Below are 19281 nucleotides of genomic sequence, written 5' to 3' on the forward strand. Positions count from 1 at the left end.
AAGGCTATCGGATTTCCCATAGCCATCTCCATTAAGAAAGTGTTATCCGGAGGGCAGCCTGGCGCTCCCTTTCCTTCCCCCCTGTATAAAACAAGTCATCCCCTCCGGTCTTTCGACCGAAGGGGATGAACCATCTGAAAAAAATGGCGACTACCTACTCTCCCACTGTTACGCAGTACCATCGGCGTGATCAGGCTTAACTTCTCTGTTCGGAATGGGAAGAGGTGGAACCCTGATGCTATAGTCACCTGAATAAGGCAGACATAATGTACAAAAGTAAATTCAGCGGTCTATTATATAAATAGTGAAGCTAAACGGATATATAAACCATTGAAGGCGGATAAAAGAAAGTCATCGGGCAATTAGTAACGCTCGGCTGTGATGTTACCACCTGTACACCTGCGTCCTATCAACGTTGTAGTCTACAACGACCCTGAAAGAAATCTAATCTTGTGGCTGGCTTCGTACTTAGATGCTTTCAGCACTTATCCAATCCCGACTTAGATACCCGGCAATGCACCTGGCGGCACAACCGGTAAACCAGAGGTCAGTCCAACACGGTCCTCTCGTACTAGTGTCAGAGCCACGCAAATTTCATACGCCCACGATAGATAGAGACCGAACTGTCTCACGACGTTCTGAACCCAGCTCGCGTGCCACTTTAATGGGCGAACAGCCCAACCCTTGGGACCTTCTCCAGCCCCAGGATGTGACGAGCCGACATCGAGGTGCCAAACCCCTCCGTCGATATGAGCTCTTGGGAGGGATCAGCCTGTTATCCCCGGAGTACCTTTTATCCTTTGAGCGATGTCCCTTCCATACGGAAACACCGGATCACTATGCTCTAGTTTCCTACCTGATCGACTTGTAAGTCTCCCAGTCAAGCGCCCTTATGCCATTACACTCTACCGCCGGTTACCAATCGGCGTGAGGGCACCTTTAGAAGCCTCCGTTACGCTTTTGGAGGCGACCACCCCAGTCAAACTACCCACCAAACAGTGTCCTCGCATCAGCGAGTTAGAACTCAAATAACCAAAGGGCCGTATTTCAACAGCGACTCCACAAACACTGGCGTGCCTGCTTCAAAGTCTCCGGCCTATCCTACACATCAATTACCCAAATTCAATGTTAAGCTATAGTAAAGGTTCACGGGGTCTTTTCGTCCCATCGCGGGTAATCGGCATCTTCACCGATACTACAATTTCACTGAGCTCACGGTTGAGACAGTGTCCAGATCATTACACCATTCGTGCAGGTCGGAACTTACCCGACAAGGAATTTCGCTACCTTAGGACCGTTATAGTTACGGCCGCCGTTTACTGGGGCTTCAATTCAATGCTTCTCTTGCGATGACATCTCCTCTTAACCTTCCAGCACCGGGCAGGTGTCAGGCTGTATACGTGATCTTTCAATTTTGCACAGCCCTGTGTTTTTGTTAAACAGTTGCCTGGACCTATTCTCTGCGCCCTCCCGTCACCGGGTAGGGACCCTTTATCCCGAAGTTACAGGGTCAATTTGCCTAGTTCCTTAACCGTGATTCACTCAAGCGCCTGAGTATATTCAACCCGACTACGTGTGTCCGTTTACGGTACGGGTACCTATAAGATTAAGTTTAGCGGATTTTCTTGGGAGTATGTTTACACGCACTATTACCGTTTTCCGGGGAAATTGGTATACTGTCAGGTTCGACTCTTATCCCGGATTTGCCTGGGATAATCAACATCTACACCCTTTAACGGACTATTCCGTCAGTCCGCGGCGTTGTCACTCCTCCGTCTCCACATCACTCTTATAGGTAGTACAGGAATATTAACCTGTTCTGCCATCGGCCTCACCGTTCGGCTGAGCCTTAGGACCCGACTAACCCTGATCCGATTAGCGTTGATCAGGAAACCTTAGTCTTGCGGCGAGGGGGTTTCTCACCCCCTTTATCGTTACTTATACCTACATTTGCTTTTCCACACGCTCCAGTAAAGCTCACGCTTCGCCTTCAACGCTGAGTGGAATGCTCCCCTACCGATACTTACGTATCCCATAGCTTCGGTAAAACACTTATGCCCGATTATTATCCACGCCAAACTCCTCGACTAGTGAGCTGTTACGCACTCTTTAAATGAATGGCTGCTTCCAAGCCAACATCCTAGCTGTCTTAGCAATCTGACTTCGTTAGTTCAACTTAGTGTTTATTTGGGGACCTTAGCTGATGGTCTGGATTCTTCTCCTTTAGGACATGGACCTTAGCACCCATGCCCTCACTCCTGAGATAGAACTAATGCGCATTCGGAGTTTATCAAGACTTGATAGGCGGTGAAGCCCTCGCATCTTATCAGTCGCTCTACCTCACATTAGTAACTCTCAAGGCTGCACCTAAATGCATTTCGGGGAGTACGAGCTATCTCCAAGTTTGATTAGCCTTTCACCCCCACCCTCAGGTCATCCGGAAGCTTTTCAACGCTTATCGGTTCGGTCCTCCAGTTAGTGTTACCTAACCTTCAACCTGCCCAAGGGTAGATCACTTGGTTTCGCGTCTACTCCTTCCGACTATCCGCCCTGTTCAGACTCGCTTTCGCTTCGGATCCACATCTCAAGATGCTTAACCTTGCCGGAAAAAGTAACTCGTAGGTTCATTATGCAAAAGGCACGCCGTCACAGCTTAAGCTGCTCCGACCGCTTGTAGGCGCATGGTTTCAGGGACTATTTCACTCTTCTATTCGAAGTGCTTTTCACCTTTCCTTCACAGTACTGGTTCGCTATCGGTCTCTCGGGAGTATTTAGCCTTACCGGATGGTCCCGGCTGGTTCACGCAGAATTCCTCGTGCTCCGCGCTACTCAGGATACCACTACGCTTCGGTTACCTTAGAATACCGGGCTATCACCGTCTATGGCACGACTTTCCAGTCGTTTCTTCTCAATAACTGTCTTGCGAGAGCGTGGTCCTACAACCCCACACATGCCGTAACATGGGTGGTTTGGGCTAATCCCCGTTCGCTCGCCACTACTAGGGGAATCATTATTTATTTTCTTTTCCTGCAGGTACTAAGATGTTTCAGTTCCCTGCGTTAGCCTCCAACCAAGTTGGATGACATTCCTTCAGAATGCCGGGTTGTCCCATTCGGAAATCTTCGGATCAAAGGTCATTTGCACCTACCCGAAGCTTATCGCAGCTTATCACGTCCTTCATCGCCTCCGAGAGCCAAGGCATCCGCCATGCGCCCTTATTTACTTTCTTTTATCGCCAGATTCATCTCCTTTTCTTAAAAAGGATCTGAACCAAATGGTTCGATATATACTTTTAGCTCTTACTAAATTTACTTTTTTCTGTACATCATGTCAAAGATCGTTTGATTACACGCAAGCCTGTTAGGTCGCGGTATCGGAGTGGAGAATAACGGATTCGAACCGTTGACCCTCTGCGTGCAAGGCAGATGCTCTAGCCAGCTGAGCTAATCCCCCAATCATACAAGATAAAATATCTATCTGTTGGTAGTCCCAGGCAGAGTTGAACTGCCGACCTCTACATTATCAGTGTAGCGCTCTAACCAACTGAGCTATAGGACTAGTTCAACCGTGTCCTGTTTTAGACTCGGCTTCTGTTTTTCTCTTGTTTATCTCTATCTATATTGCTATAGATGGTTGATCTATATTCTATAAATAAACAAGTACCAGTAGTACAATTTAGAACCAATGAACGTCGTTTTCAACATCGCTCCAGAAAGGAGGTGTTCCAGCCGCACCTTCCGGTACGGCTACCTTGTTACGACTTAGCCCCAGTCACCAGTTTTACCCTAGGACGATCCTTGCGGTTACGTACTTCAGGTACCCCCGGCTCCCATGGCTTGACGGGCGGTGTGTACAAGGCCCGGGAACGTATTCACCGCGCCGTGGCTGATGCGCGATTACTAGCGAATCCAGCTTCACGAAGTCGGGTTGCAGACTTCGATCCGAACTGAGAGAGGATTTTGGGATTAGCATACGGTCACCCGCTAGCTGCCTTCTGTACCCCCCATTGTAACACGTGTGTAGCCCCGGACGTAAGGGCCGTGCTGATTTGACGTCATCCCCACCTTCCTCACATCTTACGACGGCAGTCTCTCTAGAGTCCTCAGCATAACCTGTTAGTAACTAAAGATAAGGGTTGCGCTCGTTATGGCACTTAAGCCGACACCTCACGGCACGAGCTGACGACAACCATGCAGCACCTTCACAGCGGTGATTGCTCACTGACATGTTTCCACATCATTCCACTGCAATTTAAGCCCGGGTAAGGTTCCTCGCGTATCATCGAATTAAACCACATGTTCCTCCGCTTGTGCGGGCCCCCGTCAATTCCTTTGAGTTTCACCGTTGCCGGCGTACTCCCCAGGTGGAATACTTAATGCTTTCGCTTGGCCGCTTACTGTATATCGCAAACAGCGAGTATTCATCGTTTACTGTGTGGACTACCAGGGTATCTAATCCTGTTTGATACCCACACTTTCGAGCATCAGTGTCAGTTGCAGTCCAGTGAGCTGCCTTCGCAATCGGAGTTCTTCGTGATATCTAAGCATTTCACCGCTACACCACGAATTCCGCCCACCTCTACTGTACTCAAGACTGACAGTATCAACTGCAATTTTACGGTTGAGCCGCAAACTTTCACAACTGACTTACCAGTCCACCTACGCTCCCTTTAAACCCAATAAATCCGGATAACGCTCGGATCCTCCGTATTACCGCGGCTGCTGGCACGGAGTTAGCCGATCCTTATTCATATAATACATACAAAACAGTATACATACTGCACTTTATTCTTATATAAAAGAAGTTTACGACCCATAGAGCCTTCATCCTTCACGCTACTTGGCTGGTTCAGGCTAGCGCCCATTGACCAATATTCCTCACTGCTGCCTCCCGTAGGAGTTTGGACCGTGTCTCAGTTCCAATGTGGGGGACCTTCCTCTCAGAACCCCTATCCATCGAAGGCTTGGTGAGCCGTTACCTCACCAACAACCTAATGGAACGCATCCCCATCCTTTACCGGAATCCTTTAATAATGAAACCATGCGGAATCATTATGCTATCGGGTATTAATCTTTCTTTCGAAAGGCTATCCCCGAGTAAAGGGCAGGTTGGATACGTGTTACTCACCCGTGCGCCGGTCGCCAGCAAAGAAAGCAAGCTTTCTTCCTGATGCCCCTCGACTTGCATGTGTTAAGCCTGTAGCTAGCGTTCATCCTGAGCCAGGATCAAACTCTTCATTGTAAAAGTATTGTTATATATCCCATAAGGGATGATATTAGCTCTGTTCAGGATGTCGAAAATTTATTGACGGTCATTTTTATATACCTATATAATAAGTATTGACGGTTCTAAATTTGACTTGTACTACTTGTATTGTTTATCAATGTTTCAAAGAACTCTTCTTTTTAAATTCTGCTTCGTTTCAAAAGCGGGTGCAAAGGTAAGGGGTTTATTTTAAACTGCCAAATGTTTTGGGAAGTTTTTTTTTCAATGCCCGCCTTTTATTTCCAAGCCTCTCTGTGCGAAAGGGAAAGAAAAGACAGCCAAAGGCCCTCGCTCTGCGAATCGGACTGCAAAGATAACGACTTTTATAATAATGATCCAAATAAAAAGAAAATTATTTTTGTTATTCTGTAAGGCACGTCCTACGCCGTTGCAACATGTCAAAATTAAATGCTGTCCGTCTCTTGGAAAGCGGATGCAAAAGTAAGGCATTAGGAGATAAGAGACAAATATAAAAGGGGATTTTTTTGAAAATATTTTGAATAAAAACGTAAAGGGCTGAGGGAGAGGACGGTTCTGATAATTGATTATGGAAAAGGGAAAGGTCGGGGAAGAAAAGGGACACATTATTATATTATATAGGGGAAATTTATCGGGGAGAGGGAAAAGGGGATTTACCGAAAAAGGGAGAAGGAGAAGTGTTTCGGGGAGGAAATTGAGGAGAAAATAGAGATTTTAACAGGGGGTAAACAGAAAATACGACGGGATTGTGACAAGGATTGAACGGGAATTGAATGGGGGTGAACGGAGAGTGAACGGGAATCAGACAGGAATCAAACAAAAATTGAACGGAAGACCGCGTTAACATTGTTAATGCGGTTGGGAAGACATTTATTTCAGGGGCGGAAAGAACAAAGCTTTGGCTTCGAAAAGACTTGTTATTTAAAAACAAAAGGCTTGATTTAACAGAGGGTTAAATCAAGTTATAGGAAGAGGAAAAACAAAAGGAGAAAAAGGATTGAGAATGAAGAAAATAGAGAAAAAAGGGGGTATTTTCTGGGAAAAGGGATAAGTGGCGGATGGAAAGGGATAGTTGTGATTAAAGCAAGTATGGGGGCAGGGAATTTTAAAAAGCAAGGTTGGGAATGGAAGCGGGAGGAGCTTACTATTAAAACCCACAGGACATTGCTTAAAAACTAATCTTAAAAGTGCTCCAGTAGCCACTAAATTGTAAATAGTACCATTTATTTATTAATCACATCTATTATATCCAGATTTTCCGGTGATACAATATAATTCTTTCTTTCAGTTTCAATCAAAATCCAGTTCTTATTTTGAGAAGCATAGATATAAAGGTTCTTGTGTATTTTTGAAGCATAAATACCACAATACCCCCAAACACCTTCAACTGCAAACTTACGCCACAGACCATTTCTATCCTTTGCAGTGACGCTTCTTGCTTTCAATATATCGCACTTGGGAATTTTTCTTTTAAATCCATGATTATAAAGCACAATATCCGTATCGGTCACAATAATTTTCCGAGGAATACAAAAATAGGTTACAACCATGATAACTAACAGCAGTAATATTATGCTAATTCCTAACCAATATCCTCCACTGGCAAATACTATAATAGCTGCGATAATGAAAAGCATCGCAACAATTATGGTCTTAATAATTGTGGTCGTATTAATCGGACAGTTTGTGCTATAATATTTTTCCATAAGTACAAAGATAAAAAAAAATCAAATATCGGTTCTTCAATCTAAAGTATTTTTTGAACCGGACCGAATTATAAACTCTCCCACTCAATTATTACTAATCCTGAAAGATGTGTTTCGCCTAGTTTTCATAATCCTCTATGTGTTAAGTGCTATAAACAATAGAACTTAAACGAACTTCAAAAAAGATGCTCCACAATAAACAAAATAAAAATTAAAACTACTCTCTCACATTGCAAACAATTTAGTTATATTTGCATTTTAAACGTATCTTATACTATAGATAAAAGAAACAAGTTCGATAAGCAGAATGCAATCTAATCATCTACTGAAAACACAAAAAAGTTTTTCAGACATATATTCTATATATTATGTGAGAATGCTCCGTTTCTCGCAAACCTATGTTATTGCGGAAGAGGATGCAGAAAACATAGTGCAAGATACCTTCCTTTACCTATGGGAACATCTGGAGTTATTGGAAGATATAGACCATCTGGATGCCTTTCTTTTTACTCTTATCAAAAACAGATGTCTGAACTTTCTGAAACATCAGTCGTATATCCAGGCCAAAACCTGTTCGCTCAAAGCAGACGAAGAACTGGAGTCTCAATTGAACCTATATGCTTTGGAACAATTTGACGAAGCTGTTTCCTCTATTTCGGAAGTAGAAAACCTGTTGAGCCGAACGATGCAAAAGCTGCCCGAACGTTGCAGAGAAATCTTTTTGCTCAGTCGCATAGAAGGATTAAAATATAAAGAAATAGCCGAACGCCTGGATATATCCGTAAACACCGTTGAAAATCAGATATCTATCGCACTTCGCAAACTCAGATCAGAACTCAAAGAATATCTTCCTTTACTGGTTTTTATCATTTAATACTTTTTTTTGTATTTCCTTTGGTGGTAAATGCATTCTCGATTGTCTTTACTATAAAACCACTCAAGGAACCATGAATGATGAATTAGAAAAATATTTCGCAGGCACCCTGTCTGCCACCGAAAAAACAGAATTTCTGAATAAACTCCGAGATAATCCGGAAGCTAAAAAAGAATTCGCACGCATGAAGGCAGTATGGGCTGTCTCCGGACTGATGGCACAGGAAGGAGACCCTCAAAAGACTGTAAGGGGTATAGCAGAGTTCGATAAACGTCTGAAACGCCGTTCTGTACATCGATTCCGTATAGGGTTCTTTAAATATGCGGCTATGATTGTTTTGCTTATTTCCACTACTTGGTTTATCGCTAACTGGTATACACAAAAAGAGCAAAAAAAACAATATACGGAGATCAATGTTCCCAAAGGGCAACGAGTGAACATGACCCTTCCGGATGGTACTTCCGTATGGTTAAGCCCACAGAGCAAAATCAAAATCCCCAATGAATTCAACCGGAAAAACCGTATGGTAGAATTGAACGGTGAAGGATATTTCGAAGTTACCAAGAATGCCAAGAAACCTTTTATCGTGAAGACACAGTTGTTCAATATACAGGTATTAGGTACCCGGTTCAACGTATTCGCCTATGCAGGAAAAGAGAGTAAGTTTGAAACCTGCCTCGTAGAAGGGCGCGTATTGGTCTATAACAAAAATAATAAAAACGAGAAAGTCTATCTGAACCCACACGAAAAAGTATCGTTAGTAAACAACCGCATGGTAGTGTCTACTTCCAACTTCGACAATGAAGAATACCTGAAGAGTGGTATTTTCAGCTTTCGCTCAAAGCCTTTCGGAGAAATCCTGAGCTATCTGACCCTATGGTACAATGTGCAATTCAATTTTACCGGAGACGTGAAACTGGACGAACGAATCTCAGGCAAAATCCGACAAAGCGAAGATGTGGATAATATCCTGATAGCCTTGCAGGGAGTATATCCTTTTAAATTCAAAAAAACAGATGATGAACATTATGAGATTTACTAAATACCCATGTCTAACCTTTTAAAACAGATCAGCGCTATGACTTAAAATATCCCCCATCCAAACAAAATAGATAGTGCGACAAAAAAGGGTGAGCGCTACCAACACTCACCCCAAAAGAGTCAATACTATCTTTATCCATCTCGAAACAGACCTATAGTATTAATCTTTAAACGTACGACAAAGTTATGAAAAAAAACTTGTTGCAGAAATGGTATGTCCATCAACAACTTGAATTAACACATATTATACGAATTATGAAACTGTCCGTGTTCTTTATATTCGTTTTTCTCTTTCAGCTTCAGGCTGGTAACGTAAAATCGCAAGAGGTCCGTGTGACTCTTTCTAAGAGTAGCCTGACTTTCGGCGAATTGATGCGCGAAATCGAAAAACAGACTAATTATCTGTTCATGTATCGTGATGCAGAAATTGACCTTTCTCAGAAAATAGAGGTAAAAAACACCAGTGCTACGGTAAAGGAAATCCTGACAACGGCGCTCAGAAACAAAAAGTTGACGTATAAATTCTCTAATAACTACATTTCTCTTTACGTAGACAAAGAGAAAGCCCCTGAGACCATGGTCACCCAGCAGGAACGAAAAATTAAAATTAAGGGTGTAGTAATCGATCAGGTCGGTGAGCCGATTATCGGAGCCAATATCTCACTAAAAGGGCAGCCGGGAACAGGAGATATCACGGACATAGAAGGAAACTTCACATTGGAAGTGCCGGAAAAGGCTGTATTAGTAATTTCGTATATCGGATATCTGACTCAGGAAATACCTGTGAATGGAAAAGCATCTTTCAACATTCAGATGAAAGAAGATACTAAAACCCTGGATGAAGTGGTAGTTGTAGGCTACGGTTCTCAGAAAAAGCAAACTGTAACCGCTTCGGCTTCTACACTAAAAGTATCTTCACTCAAAAATGTGCCAACCGCCAACCTGGCTTCTTCACTCGGCGGACGCGTCAGCGGCGTATTGATTCAGCAGACTGGTGGCGAGGCCGGATATGACGATCCGACCATCATCATCCGCGGATCCAGTTCGCCTACTTCCTCTTCTCCCCTGATCGTAGTGGACGGCATCATCGGACGTAGCATGTCGCAACTCGACCCCAGCGAAATAGAAAGTATGACTGTACTGAAGGATGCTTCTGCAGTAGCTCCTTATGGTGCACGAGGAGCCAATGGCGTAATCCTGATCACCACTAAACGTGGTAAAAGCGGTAAAGCACAGGTAGACTATAACTTCAAAATAGGATTTGGTACCCCTACCCGTATGCCCGAAATAGCCAGTTCTTATGACCATGCCCGCTTTATGAACGATGCATGGCGCAACAAAGAAATGGACTTGGGCGAAGATCCGGGTATGTATGGCATTTATACTGAAGAAGAGTTGCAGAAGTTCAGAGATGGTTCCGACCCTTACGGTTATCCCAATACGGACTGGAACAAAGAAGTATTGCTTCCGCGTGCCTGGCAGCAAATGCACAGTCTGACAGCAAGCGGCGGTTCGGATAAGGTGAAATATTTTGCAGGATTCGGCTACGTGAAGCAGGATGCTCTCTATGGCGACACACGCACCAATAAATCAACATCCGGCTTCAACCGATACAATGCACGTGTTAATATAGACGCCAACATTGTAGACAAATATCTGAATTTATCGGCAGACATGGCTTATCGTCAGGAAGACCGGAACAGCATTGCAGGCAGTACTTCGGATGTATTCAACAATATGCACCGTAACCCGCAGACCGACCCGGGACGCTTTCCTGACGGCAACCTGGGTAAAGTGTCACTGGGTGTGAATCCTATCGGACTGGCTACCGAAGGTGGTTGGGTGAAAGACCGTAAAAGTGTATTGAACACACGCTTCATGCTGGACTTCAATGTTCCGGGACTCGAGGGCTTGAACCTGAAAGGTATTTTCTCCTACGATAAAATATTCAATAGCATCAAAAGATGGACTACTCCGGTAGACTTCTATGTATGGAACAAAATTACAGGAGAATATGACGGACATTCACCTAACCGTGAAGGTGCCGAACTAAAACAGACATACTCAACCAGTCAAGCCATGACATTCGAGTTCCAGGCAGCTTACAACAAGACCATTGCACAAGATCACCAATTGGGAGCATTATTCGTGTTCTCACGTTCGGAAGGGGCAGACGAAAACTTCTGGGCTTCACGCACAAAATATCGTATCTATTCTATCCAGCAATTGTTTGCCGGACCGGACAAAGACAAAGACAACAGCGGCAGTGCCTCCGAAACCGGTAAAGTAGGTTCGGTCTTCCGTCTGACTTACAATTACAAAGAGAAATATATGCTGGAGGCTAACGGTCGTCTCGATGGTTCGGAAAAATTCCCGAAAAGCAAGCGTTATGGTTTCTTCCCATCTGTATCGGCAGCTTGGCGCATATCGGCAGAACCTTTCATGGAACCTTTCTCCGGAGTACTCAGCAACCTGAAGTTAAGAACTTCATGGGGACGCGCCGGAACAGACAACATCGGTCAATTCCAGTATATGTCCGCTTATGGTACCGGCGGTGATGCCGTATTTGGCGGTCAGAATCCGGAAATAGCCCCGGGATACACTGAAACCCGTTTCCCGAACCCCAATATCACTTGGGAAACTTCTGAAATGTTCAATATCGGTATAGATGCTTCGTTCTTTAACGGAAAACTTAATCTGGAAGCAGACTGGTTCTATAAAAAGACAAACGACATCCTGCGCGAACGTACGGATATGCCGGCCATCCTGGGATATAAATTGCCGGCAGCCAATGTAGGTAAAGTAGACAACAGAGGTATCGACCTGAATATCACACATCGCAATCACCTGCGCGACTTCAACTATTCTATTGCAGGCAATCTGACTTGGGCTAGAAACAAAGTCATTGACCTGCTGGAGCCGGCCGGTGAGAAAAACAATCCGAGACAGCGCAGCACGGGACACTCTATGAGCCAATATTTCGGTTATGAAGCATTGGGATTATTCCAGTCGGACGAAGAAGCCAACAACTGGCCTCAACCGCAATTCGGCAAAGCAAAGGCGGGTGATATCAAATACAAAGACCAGAACGGCGACGGTATCATCGATGCGGAAGATGAAATAGCTATCGGACGCAGCAACTATCCGGAATTGGTATACGGACTCAATCTGAATGCCGAATGGAAAGGTTTTGACATAACCTTCTTCTTCCAGGGAGCAGCACTGGCAGACTTTTATTACAATGGTTACCTGGCCTTCCCATACATCGAAGGACGCGGAGGAGCCCTGCTCGAACATCACATCGGCAACACGTGGACGCCCGAAAATCCGAAAGCTGAATTTCCACGCTTGTACTATGGAGGCAATGCCAATAACCAATTGTTCTCTTCTTTCTGGATGCGTAACGGTTCATACCTCCGTCTGAAAAATGTAGAAATAGGTTATGACTTCAAGAAGTTACTGTTATCCAAGGTATCGGAAATTCAGGGACTGCGCCTCTACTTCAGCGGCTCCAACCTGCTGACCTGGTCGCAGATCAAGTACTTCGACCCAGAATTGCGTTCCACCGACGGAAGCGCTTATCCTCAAATGAAAACCTTTGTGTTTGGTGCTAACATTACATTCTAAACTTAAAAATTGAAACGTGATTATGAAAAAGATAAATACAGCCCTGTTTTGCTTATTTGTATTGCTCTTCTGTTCGTGCGATGTACTGAACAAAGCTCCACTGGACGAAATAGCGGACGACTCCTTCTGGTCGGACGAAACACTGGTGAAATATTACGTAAACGATCTATATAGCGAAATCTCCGTAGACGGACTGCAACTACAAGAAAACCGCAGCGACAATTCCGTCTCGGCACAGCGTGATAAATACCGTGCAAGCTGGTTTAAGTTCAACTATGACATGGTCAGTGCTTCCGATCCGCAAGATGACGACGTATGGGAAGATTATTACGTAAAAGTACGTAAATGCAACCGTTTCTTCGAACGAATCGGTACATCGACCATCGAAGAAAGTGAGAAGTCAAGGCTAACAGGAGAAGTTCATTTCTTGCGCGCCATGTTCTATTTCGAAATGGTAAAGCGCTATGGCGGAGTGATCTTGTTGGATAAAGTGCTCACCATGGAAGATAACTGGGAAATCCCCCGTTCATCTGAGAAAGAATGCTATGACTTCATTCTGGAAGACCTCAAAAAAGCAACAGAAATGTTGCCTGCCTCGTATGGTTCGAGAGAAAAAGGCCGGGCTACCAAAGGTGCCGCTTATGCACTGAAATCAAGAGTAGAGTTGTATGACAAACGATATGAAGACGTTATCAAAAGTTGTGCCGAAGTATATAAATTGGGATATGAACTGGTAGATGGAACCACCCCGGAGAAATATCGCTCTATCTGGTGGACTACCAATAAAGATAACAAGGAAATTATTTTCGATGTACAATACAAAAGCCCGGACGTATACAACAACATGATGGTGTGTAACATGGTGACGTATATCAACGATAAATACGGTGATCGCGGATGGGGTGGACTCGGTCCTACTCAGGAACTGATTGACGCATTTGAAATGGCAGACGGTACTCCCGCTACACAATACTCTCAAGCTCCTGCCGATCAGGTATTCGATATAAACACTTGCGGTATTTACGAGGGACGGGAACCACGATTCTATGCAAACATCGTGTTCCACGGTTCGCAAATTTTCTTTAATGCAGATAAAGGTGCCGTGACAGTAGACCGCTATCTGATGGATACTCCTGACAAGGGAGACGGTTCGCTTACCGGATATAATGTCTGGAAATGGATTGATTATGACAACTATAACTATCCGTACGCAGGTGCCGGCAGCCCGGACTTCAGTACTAACTGGATCATACTCCGTTATGCAGAGATTTATCTGAATGATGCAGAAGCGCGCCTTGAAACAGGCGATGTGGAAGGCGCACGGAAAGCAGTCAATATGATTCGTCAACGAGTGGGATTACCGGACCTCACCGAATCGGATCCGGAAAAATTACGTGAATTGATCCGAAAAGAACGCCGTATCGAATTTGCCTTCGAAGAACAACGCTTCTACGACGTCCGTCGCTGGAAGATCGGCCCCGAGACACAGACCACCCTGCACGGAGTACGTTTTGTTTCTCCTACAGAATTTAAAGTTACCAAGACGGACATTCGTACCTGGAATGACCGGTTATACCTGACACCGGTACCTCATGACGAGATTGTCCGCTCCAGCGTTCTAAAACAAAATCTGGGATATTAACGATTGATTTCATCACACTTTTAAATATAGCATAATTATGAATAAGATAATTTCTATACTGATTTGCTGCTTCATTGCCGGCTGCCTCTTTGTTTCATGTGAACAACCCGACATACCGGACGTACCGAATTATGATAAAACGGAGATATTGACATTTAAAGTTTATAATCAGGATAAAGAAGAAGTCGGTACTCCTGTTATTCTTTCGGATGAAGGAGTCGTTACCATTACGGTAGATGAAGGTACCGATCTGTCCAATGTCTTTGCCACCTGCACCCTCTCTTCCGGAGCTACCTTGTCTCCCGCACTCGGAGGTTATCAGGACTGGAGCGGGCTGAACAAAGAATTTACTGTAACCTCGGCCAGTGGCAAACGTTCGAAACCATGGACCGTAATTTTCAAAACCAAGTAACCGCATAATGAAATATGTAATAATACTTATCCTCTGCATCTGCTCCTCTCTGCAGATGCAGGGTGCACTTTCCGCCTTAAAAGGCGGAAAGTCTAACCTCGCCCTCCACCTCGACGGGAAAGATAATAACGTACGGACAGGTATGGGAATATTGGAACCTTCGTGGACACTGGAATCCTGGATTAAAGGGGATGATTGCCAATGGGATAGTCTCGAAGTGATCATCGGAGGAGGAGAATATAGTGAACTGAACTGGGTGGATTATCTGCCTTTGGTTGTGAAAGAAGGCAAGATTCACTCTAGCCGTGCCAATCTCTCATCACCCCAAACACTGGATGACCAATGGCATCACGTGGCACTGACCTGTGACGGAAAGCAAACCATCCTCTATCTTGACGGTAAACAAGTAGACAAAGCTGACACGGCGACAGCTATTCTTCCCGGAGCCATCGGAGTGCATGACGTATATTATACTTTCGGGGGATTAATCGACGAAGTACGTGTCTGGCGCAGCGCACTTCCGGAGCAAACCATCCGTCGTTGGATGAACCGTCCGGTAGAAGCCACTCACCCGGCATTTAAATCTTTGTGGGGATATTATAACTTCGATGACCTGAAAGATGAAACATCTGTCAATTGGGTAGGTAAAGGACATCAGGCTTATCACATCCGTAACGGACGTAACAAATACAACGAAAAAGCTCCACTGGCACATGCAGTCCCCAACGACAACCCTGCTTTTAAAGAGTTTGACGGAAACCAACAGTTGTTCAATGCCGTGATTATCCAAAGTGAATGGGATGCTGATCAGGGAAGTAAAAACGACCAGGCGCTAAAACTGAGGATTGCCGTACAAGGTTCCAAAAACCCACTGAAACTAACGGAACTGAAACTTGACTTCACCGGAACTACCGACCTTGCAGACATTGAGCAAATCCATATCTATTCTACCGGTAGTGAAGCACGTTCCACACAGCGCAAAGAGCTGTTCGGCAACGGACATACTCCCGAACAGTCATTGACACTCCGTCCCACTCACGGAGAAGAGATTCTGCTGCAACCGGGCATCAACTATTTTCTTCTCACATTCGATGTCCGCTCCAAAGCAACTCCCGGACATACCTTATATGCCTCAGTACCTTTCTTCAAGTTGAACGGGAAAAAAATTATTCCCGAAACATCTGCCGAAGAAGTACGTAAACAAGTGACTTGCAACAACCAAACACAATCCAATATAGTAAAAGTACTCCAATGGAACATCTGGCACGGAGGTATCCATCTGGGTAACGAAGGCCAACAACGAGTACTCGATCTGATTCGAAGCAGTCGTGCAGACGTTATCATGATGCAAGAAGCTTATGGCATCCAACAAATGCTGGCAGATTCGCTAGGATACCACCTCAAGACACATTCTCTCAAAGATAACCTGGCCATGTATAGCCGTTTCCCATTGGAAGCAATCGCCTGGAGAGAACCTTTCAAATCGAATCCTGCCAAAATCACCTTACCGAATGGTAAGCGGATAATGTTTGTTGACTGCTGGTTGCGCTATGCTTACCGCCCGGAATATACTAGCGGCTATGCTGAAAAAGGTCTCGACCCCTCTGTATGGGTTGCAGAAGATTCCATATTGGCATTACCCGATATCCGAAACATCTATACCAAGGATATAGCCCCGAACCTTGAAACGGACATGCCAGTCATTGTCACCGGAGATTTTAACTCGTGCAGCCATCTTGACTGGACCGAACGGGCTAAACCATTACACCACGGATATGGTCCGGTAGCTTTCCCGGCCTCTCGTTATATGCTGGAGAATGGCTTCAAGGACAGCTTCCGCGAGAAGAATCCCGACGAAGTTGCTTATCAGGGAGGTACAGTTGCAGCCATTTACGGGCAAATGCAAATGTCCCGCATTGACTTCATTTATTATAAAGGAGGACTCAAAGTATTATCTTCCAAGATCGTACGTACTGCTCCTGAAATAGACTATGTATGGGCATCAGACCATGCAGCAGTACTGACCGTATTCGAAGTGGAATAAAAATAACAGGCACGGATGTAGCCGAAAAACAGATATTTATAATCTTGTGAAATCCGCATCATCCGTGCCTAATCTATCAGCATAAGAACACCATGCTACAAAATCACGCGTTTATAGGGTTCTTTCTGATAATCTTTTATCTTGATTTTCCACCAGTTCCAACTGCTTCCGTTAGTCGGCGAAATAATTCCCGCATCCGGATACTTGTTATAGAAATCAATCGTTTTTACCCTCTTGGGAAGTTTTGGAAACACAAGTGTCAGTAAAACAGAGCTCCCCTGACAACCTTCCACCCACAGCAATTTATTCATTTCAATGCCATGTGCTTCTTCCAGAACCGGATATTCATCACCAGTCTTGCAATCTACTATACACAATCCTTTATTGATGACTAACCAATTACGATCATAATGAATAGGTACACTCAAAACAACCAACGTCTTATCAGGCAAAGTTTCAATCTTCTGAATCTGCGTTCTTCCACCATTGTGACGAGAAGAAACAGACAGCTGATTCGCATTAAGAGTCACTTCTTCCAATTTATCAGAACGTAGAGGTCGTCCCTCTCTGTCATATTCGGCTTGACGGACAGCTGTCGGCTGAAAATTATCAACTTTCAGATTATCCAACGTCCATGCGCCTCCATTGGGCGGCGTCAATCCTTTCTCTTCCGGAAAACAATCCCGGATACTTACTGTCTTTACTTTCCGGTCAAGGGGAGGAAATACAAGAGTAAATTCCAACATTTGCCCTTCTTGCCCCACAACCCAATAAACCCGGTTTAACTCAATCCCACGGGTAACCGAACGAATACGGTAAACATCCTTCGAATCTTCGTCAACGATGGACAACCCCTTTTCAAATTGCAACCAATGCCTGTCAAAATGTATTGGAATAGCCAAAGTAACACGAGTATCTTCTTTAGACCGTTCAATGAACCGCACATATGCATTATTTTTACGTGGAGCACGAGACAATACAACCTGATCAGCCCGTAAATCGATATCCACAGTATGATTTATGTTTTGCTCCTGTGAAAAAGTTCCATCCGAGCTCTCTGCCGAAAGTGTATCCAGAACCTTCGGTACAAAAATTGAGACTTGCGCAAGCGGCTGTCCGGCCCCGGATTGAACGATGTGAGCATCCCTTGATTGTACATAGTGAACTATCTTTGGAGTATCCAGCAATAAAAAGTTTTTCTCATTACCGGCACTGTCTACTGTTACTTCGGGTAATACGACTTTCGGAGTTTCTGCCTTTATCGTCACAGATACCATTGGCAATACGGGTTCGACCAGCACCGGATTTTCCGTAAAAGAGAATAAAGCCAGTACACCTATACATAAAGGAAGCAACGCTATCTTGCGTACCCCTGCCAAACGTTCTTTATATTGATGTTTCATCATGATAAATCGTTTTTTAATTAATGAATTATGAAAACCATTTGCAACCTTCGGGCTGTATCCCATCAACTCTTCGAATAAGATGCTTTGATATTCAAATAATTCAATCTCGCCGGAAAGCAAACAACGATCCACCTGAAATTCATGGAGGGCTCGCAGTTCACGTTTTACCAGCCAGACAAACGGATTAAACCAACATAAAATAGACAAACCTTCAATAAATAAAGTGTCCCGATAGTGATGATTACGAATATGCGCCTTTTCATGAAGCAGAACTACACGCAACACTTCGCCTTCTAATTTCCGGTTGATAAAAATCATCCGGTAGAACGAGAACGGCGAAACGACCTCATTGTTACGTACGATGCAAATCCCATCGGCATCCGTAGTACAAGTTCCCCAACGCTTTAAACGCCAGATCCGCACCATTTCGACCAATAAATGCACCAAAAGGATAAATACTCCCGAACCGTATACGATCCAGGCTATTTGCCAATAATTCCACGAAACATAAAAAGGTTCTTCGACTATTTCTTCTTCCGTCTGATGCGTGACAGCTTCATTCACATCCGTCAGCATTGCTGTTGCAAGCGTATCCGGTTGTATCCCATTATTATCTATTTGCATCAAAGAAACTTTATCCGTTTGCGCTTCCTGCGCCACCACTATTTGTTCCATTTTTACCGGTTTCACCACCTCTACCGGGTAAACCGGAATACGTAACACCGATACTGCCCCGGCCAACAACACCGAAAACAGCAAATAATTCCGGCATTGGTTGAAGGGTGCTTTACGATCGAACAACAAGTAATAACACAGCCATAACACAAATGAAGCTCCTATGAAACGAAGAATAGCCCATTCGCTATAATCAAAATCGATCATACCTTATTCTTTTTTGTTTTCCTTCAGCATTTCAATCAGTTCGTCGATTTCCTGCACCGACATTTTCTCTTTTTTGGTAAAGAACGAAACCATTGCTTTCACCGAACCGCTAAAAAAGTTGTCCACAACCCGATTCATAAAACGATTGGTATAACTCTCTTTTGAAACCAACGGATAATATTGATAATTCTTTCCGAAACTACGATAAGCTACAAAACCTTTGTTTTGCAACACACGCAACACGGTAGAAACTGTATTATACGCCGGACGTGGTTCTTCCAGCTCCTGCAAGATTTCATTCACAAAAGCATTTTCTTTCTGCCAAAGCACCTGCATGATCTGGAGTTCTGCTTTTGTCAATTCTTTCTGTTCATTCATACCAAGTAATTTTAGATTATACTTC

At 44.2% G+C, this 19281-nt stretch carries 9 protein-coding genes, 2 tRNA genes and 3 rRNA genes; 6 read left to right on the plus strand and 8 right to left on the minus strand.

What is annotated here, in order from left to right; genetic code table 11:
- Nucleotides 1–141: 141 nt before the first annotated feature.
- From rrf to BF9343_RS18095, 6 genes are all read right to left on the minus strand, one after another.
- Nucleotides 142–252: ribosomal RNA gene (gene rrf, locus BF9343_RS18065) — 5S ribosomal RNA — on the minus strand.
- A 90-nt stretch (nt 253–342) separates the two neighbouring features.
- Nucleotides 343–3229, minus strand: a 23S ribosomal RNA gene (locus tag BF9343_RS18070).
- Nucleotides 3230–3379: 150 nt separating this feature from the next.
- Nucleotides 3380–3453: transfer RNA gene (locus BF9343_RS18075), tRNA-Ala, on the minus strand.
- A gap of 28 nt (nt 3454–3481) precedes the next feature.
- Nucleotides 3482–3558: transfer RNA gene (locus BF9343_RS18080), tRNA-Ile, on the minus strand.
- Between the two features lie 154 nt (nt 3559–3712).
- A 16S ribosomal RNA gene (locus BF9343_RS18085) occupies nt 3713–5241 on the minus strand.
- The 16S, 23S and 5S rRNA genes sit together here with 2 tRNA genes alongside, the layout of an rRNA operon.
- 1226 nt (nt 5242–6467) lie before the next feature.
- Nucleotides 6468–6950, minus strand: a complete 483-nt coding sequence (locus BF9343_RS18095; RefSeq protein WP_005800054.1) for a PH domain-containing protein — start codon at nt 6948–6950, stop codon at nt 6468–6470.
- 307 nt (nt 6951–7257) lie between these two features.
- On the opposite strand from BF9343_RS18095, the gene BF9343_RS18100 reads away from it, so the two are divergent.
- The 6 genes from BF9343_RS18100 (at nt 7258) to BF9343_RS18125 (ending at nt 16590) form a co-directional block, all read left to right on the plus strand.
- A complete protein-coding gene (locus BF9343_RS18100; protein ID WP_005799168.1) occupies nt 7258–7824 on the plus strand; it encodes an RNA polymerase sigma-70 factor in 567 nt (188 codons plus the stop codon).
- A 73-nt stretch (nt 7825–7897) separates the two neighbouring features.
- Nucleotides 7898–8866, plus strand: coding sequence for a FecR family protein (locus BF9343_RS18105; protein WP_005791673.1), 969 nt, complete (start codon nt 7898–7900; stop codon nt 8864–8866).
- 185 nt (nt 8867–9051) lie between these two features.
- Entirely contained in the window at nt 9052–12492 is a 3441-nt protein-coding gene (locus BF9343_RS18110) for a TonB-dependent receptor (RefSeq protein ID WP_005791675.1), read from the plus strand.
- 22 nt (nt 12493–12514) lie between these two features.
- On the plus strand, nt 12515–14134 hold the full coding sequence (locus BF9343_RS18115; RefSeq protein ID WP_041926263.1) for a RagB/SusD family nutrient uptake outer membrane protein: 1620 nt from the start codon (nt 12515–12517) through the stop codon (nt 14132–14134).
- Nucleotides 14135–14171: 37 nt separating this feature from the next.
- Nucleotides 14172–14546: a DUF5018 domain-containing protein gene (locus tag BF9343_RS18120; RefSeq protein ID WP_005791682.1), complete on the plus strand. Its 375-nt coding sequence runs from the start codon at nt 14172–14174 to the stop codon at nt 14544–14546.
- A 7-nt stretch (nt 14547–14553) separates the two neighbouring features.
- A complete protein-coding gene (locus BF9343_RS18125) occupies nt 14554–16590 on the plus strand; it encodes a BNR-repeat neuraminidase N-terminal domain-containing protein (RefSeq protein WP_005791685.1) in 2037 nt (678 codons plus the stop codon).
- A gap of 95 nt (nt 16591–16685) precedes the next feature.
- Here the strand turns inward: BF9343_RS18125 and BF9343_RS18130 are convergent, their stop codons facing one another.
- Together BF9343_RS18130 and BF9343_RS18135 are read right to left on the minus strand one after the other, a co-directional pair.
- Complete coding sequence (locus BF9343_RS18130) at nt 16686–18878, minus strand: M56 family metallopeptidase (RefSeq protein ID WP_010993554.1); 2193 nt, start codon at nt 18876–18878, stop codon at nt 16686–16688.
- Between the two features lie 3 nt (nt 18879–18881).
- Nucleotides 18882–19256 (minus strand): BlaI/MecI/CopY family transcriptional regulator, encoded by a 375-nt coding sequence (locus BF9343_RS18135; RefSeq protein ID WP_005791690.1) that lies wholly within the window; start codon nt 19254–19256, stop codon nt 18882–18884.
- Nucleotides 19257–19281: the final 25 nt, after the last annotated feature.

The organism is Bacteroides fragilis NCTC 9343 (assembly GCF_000025985.1).
GTDB classification, from domain to species: domain Bacteria; phylum Bacteroidota; class Bacteroidia; order Bacteroidales; family Bacteroidaceae; genus Bacteroides; species Bacteroides fragilis.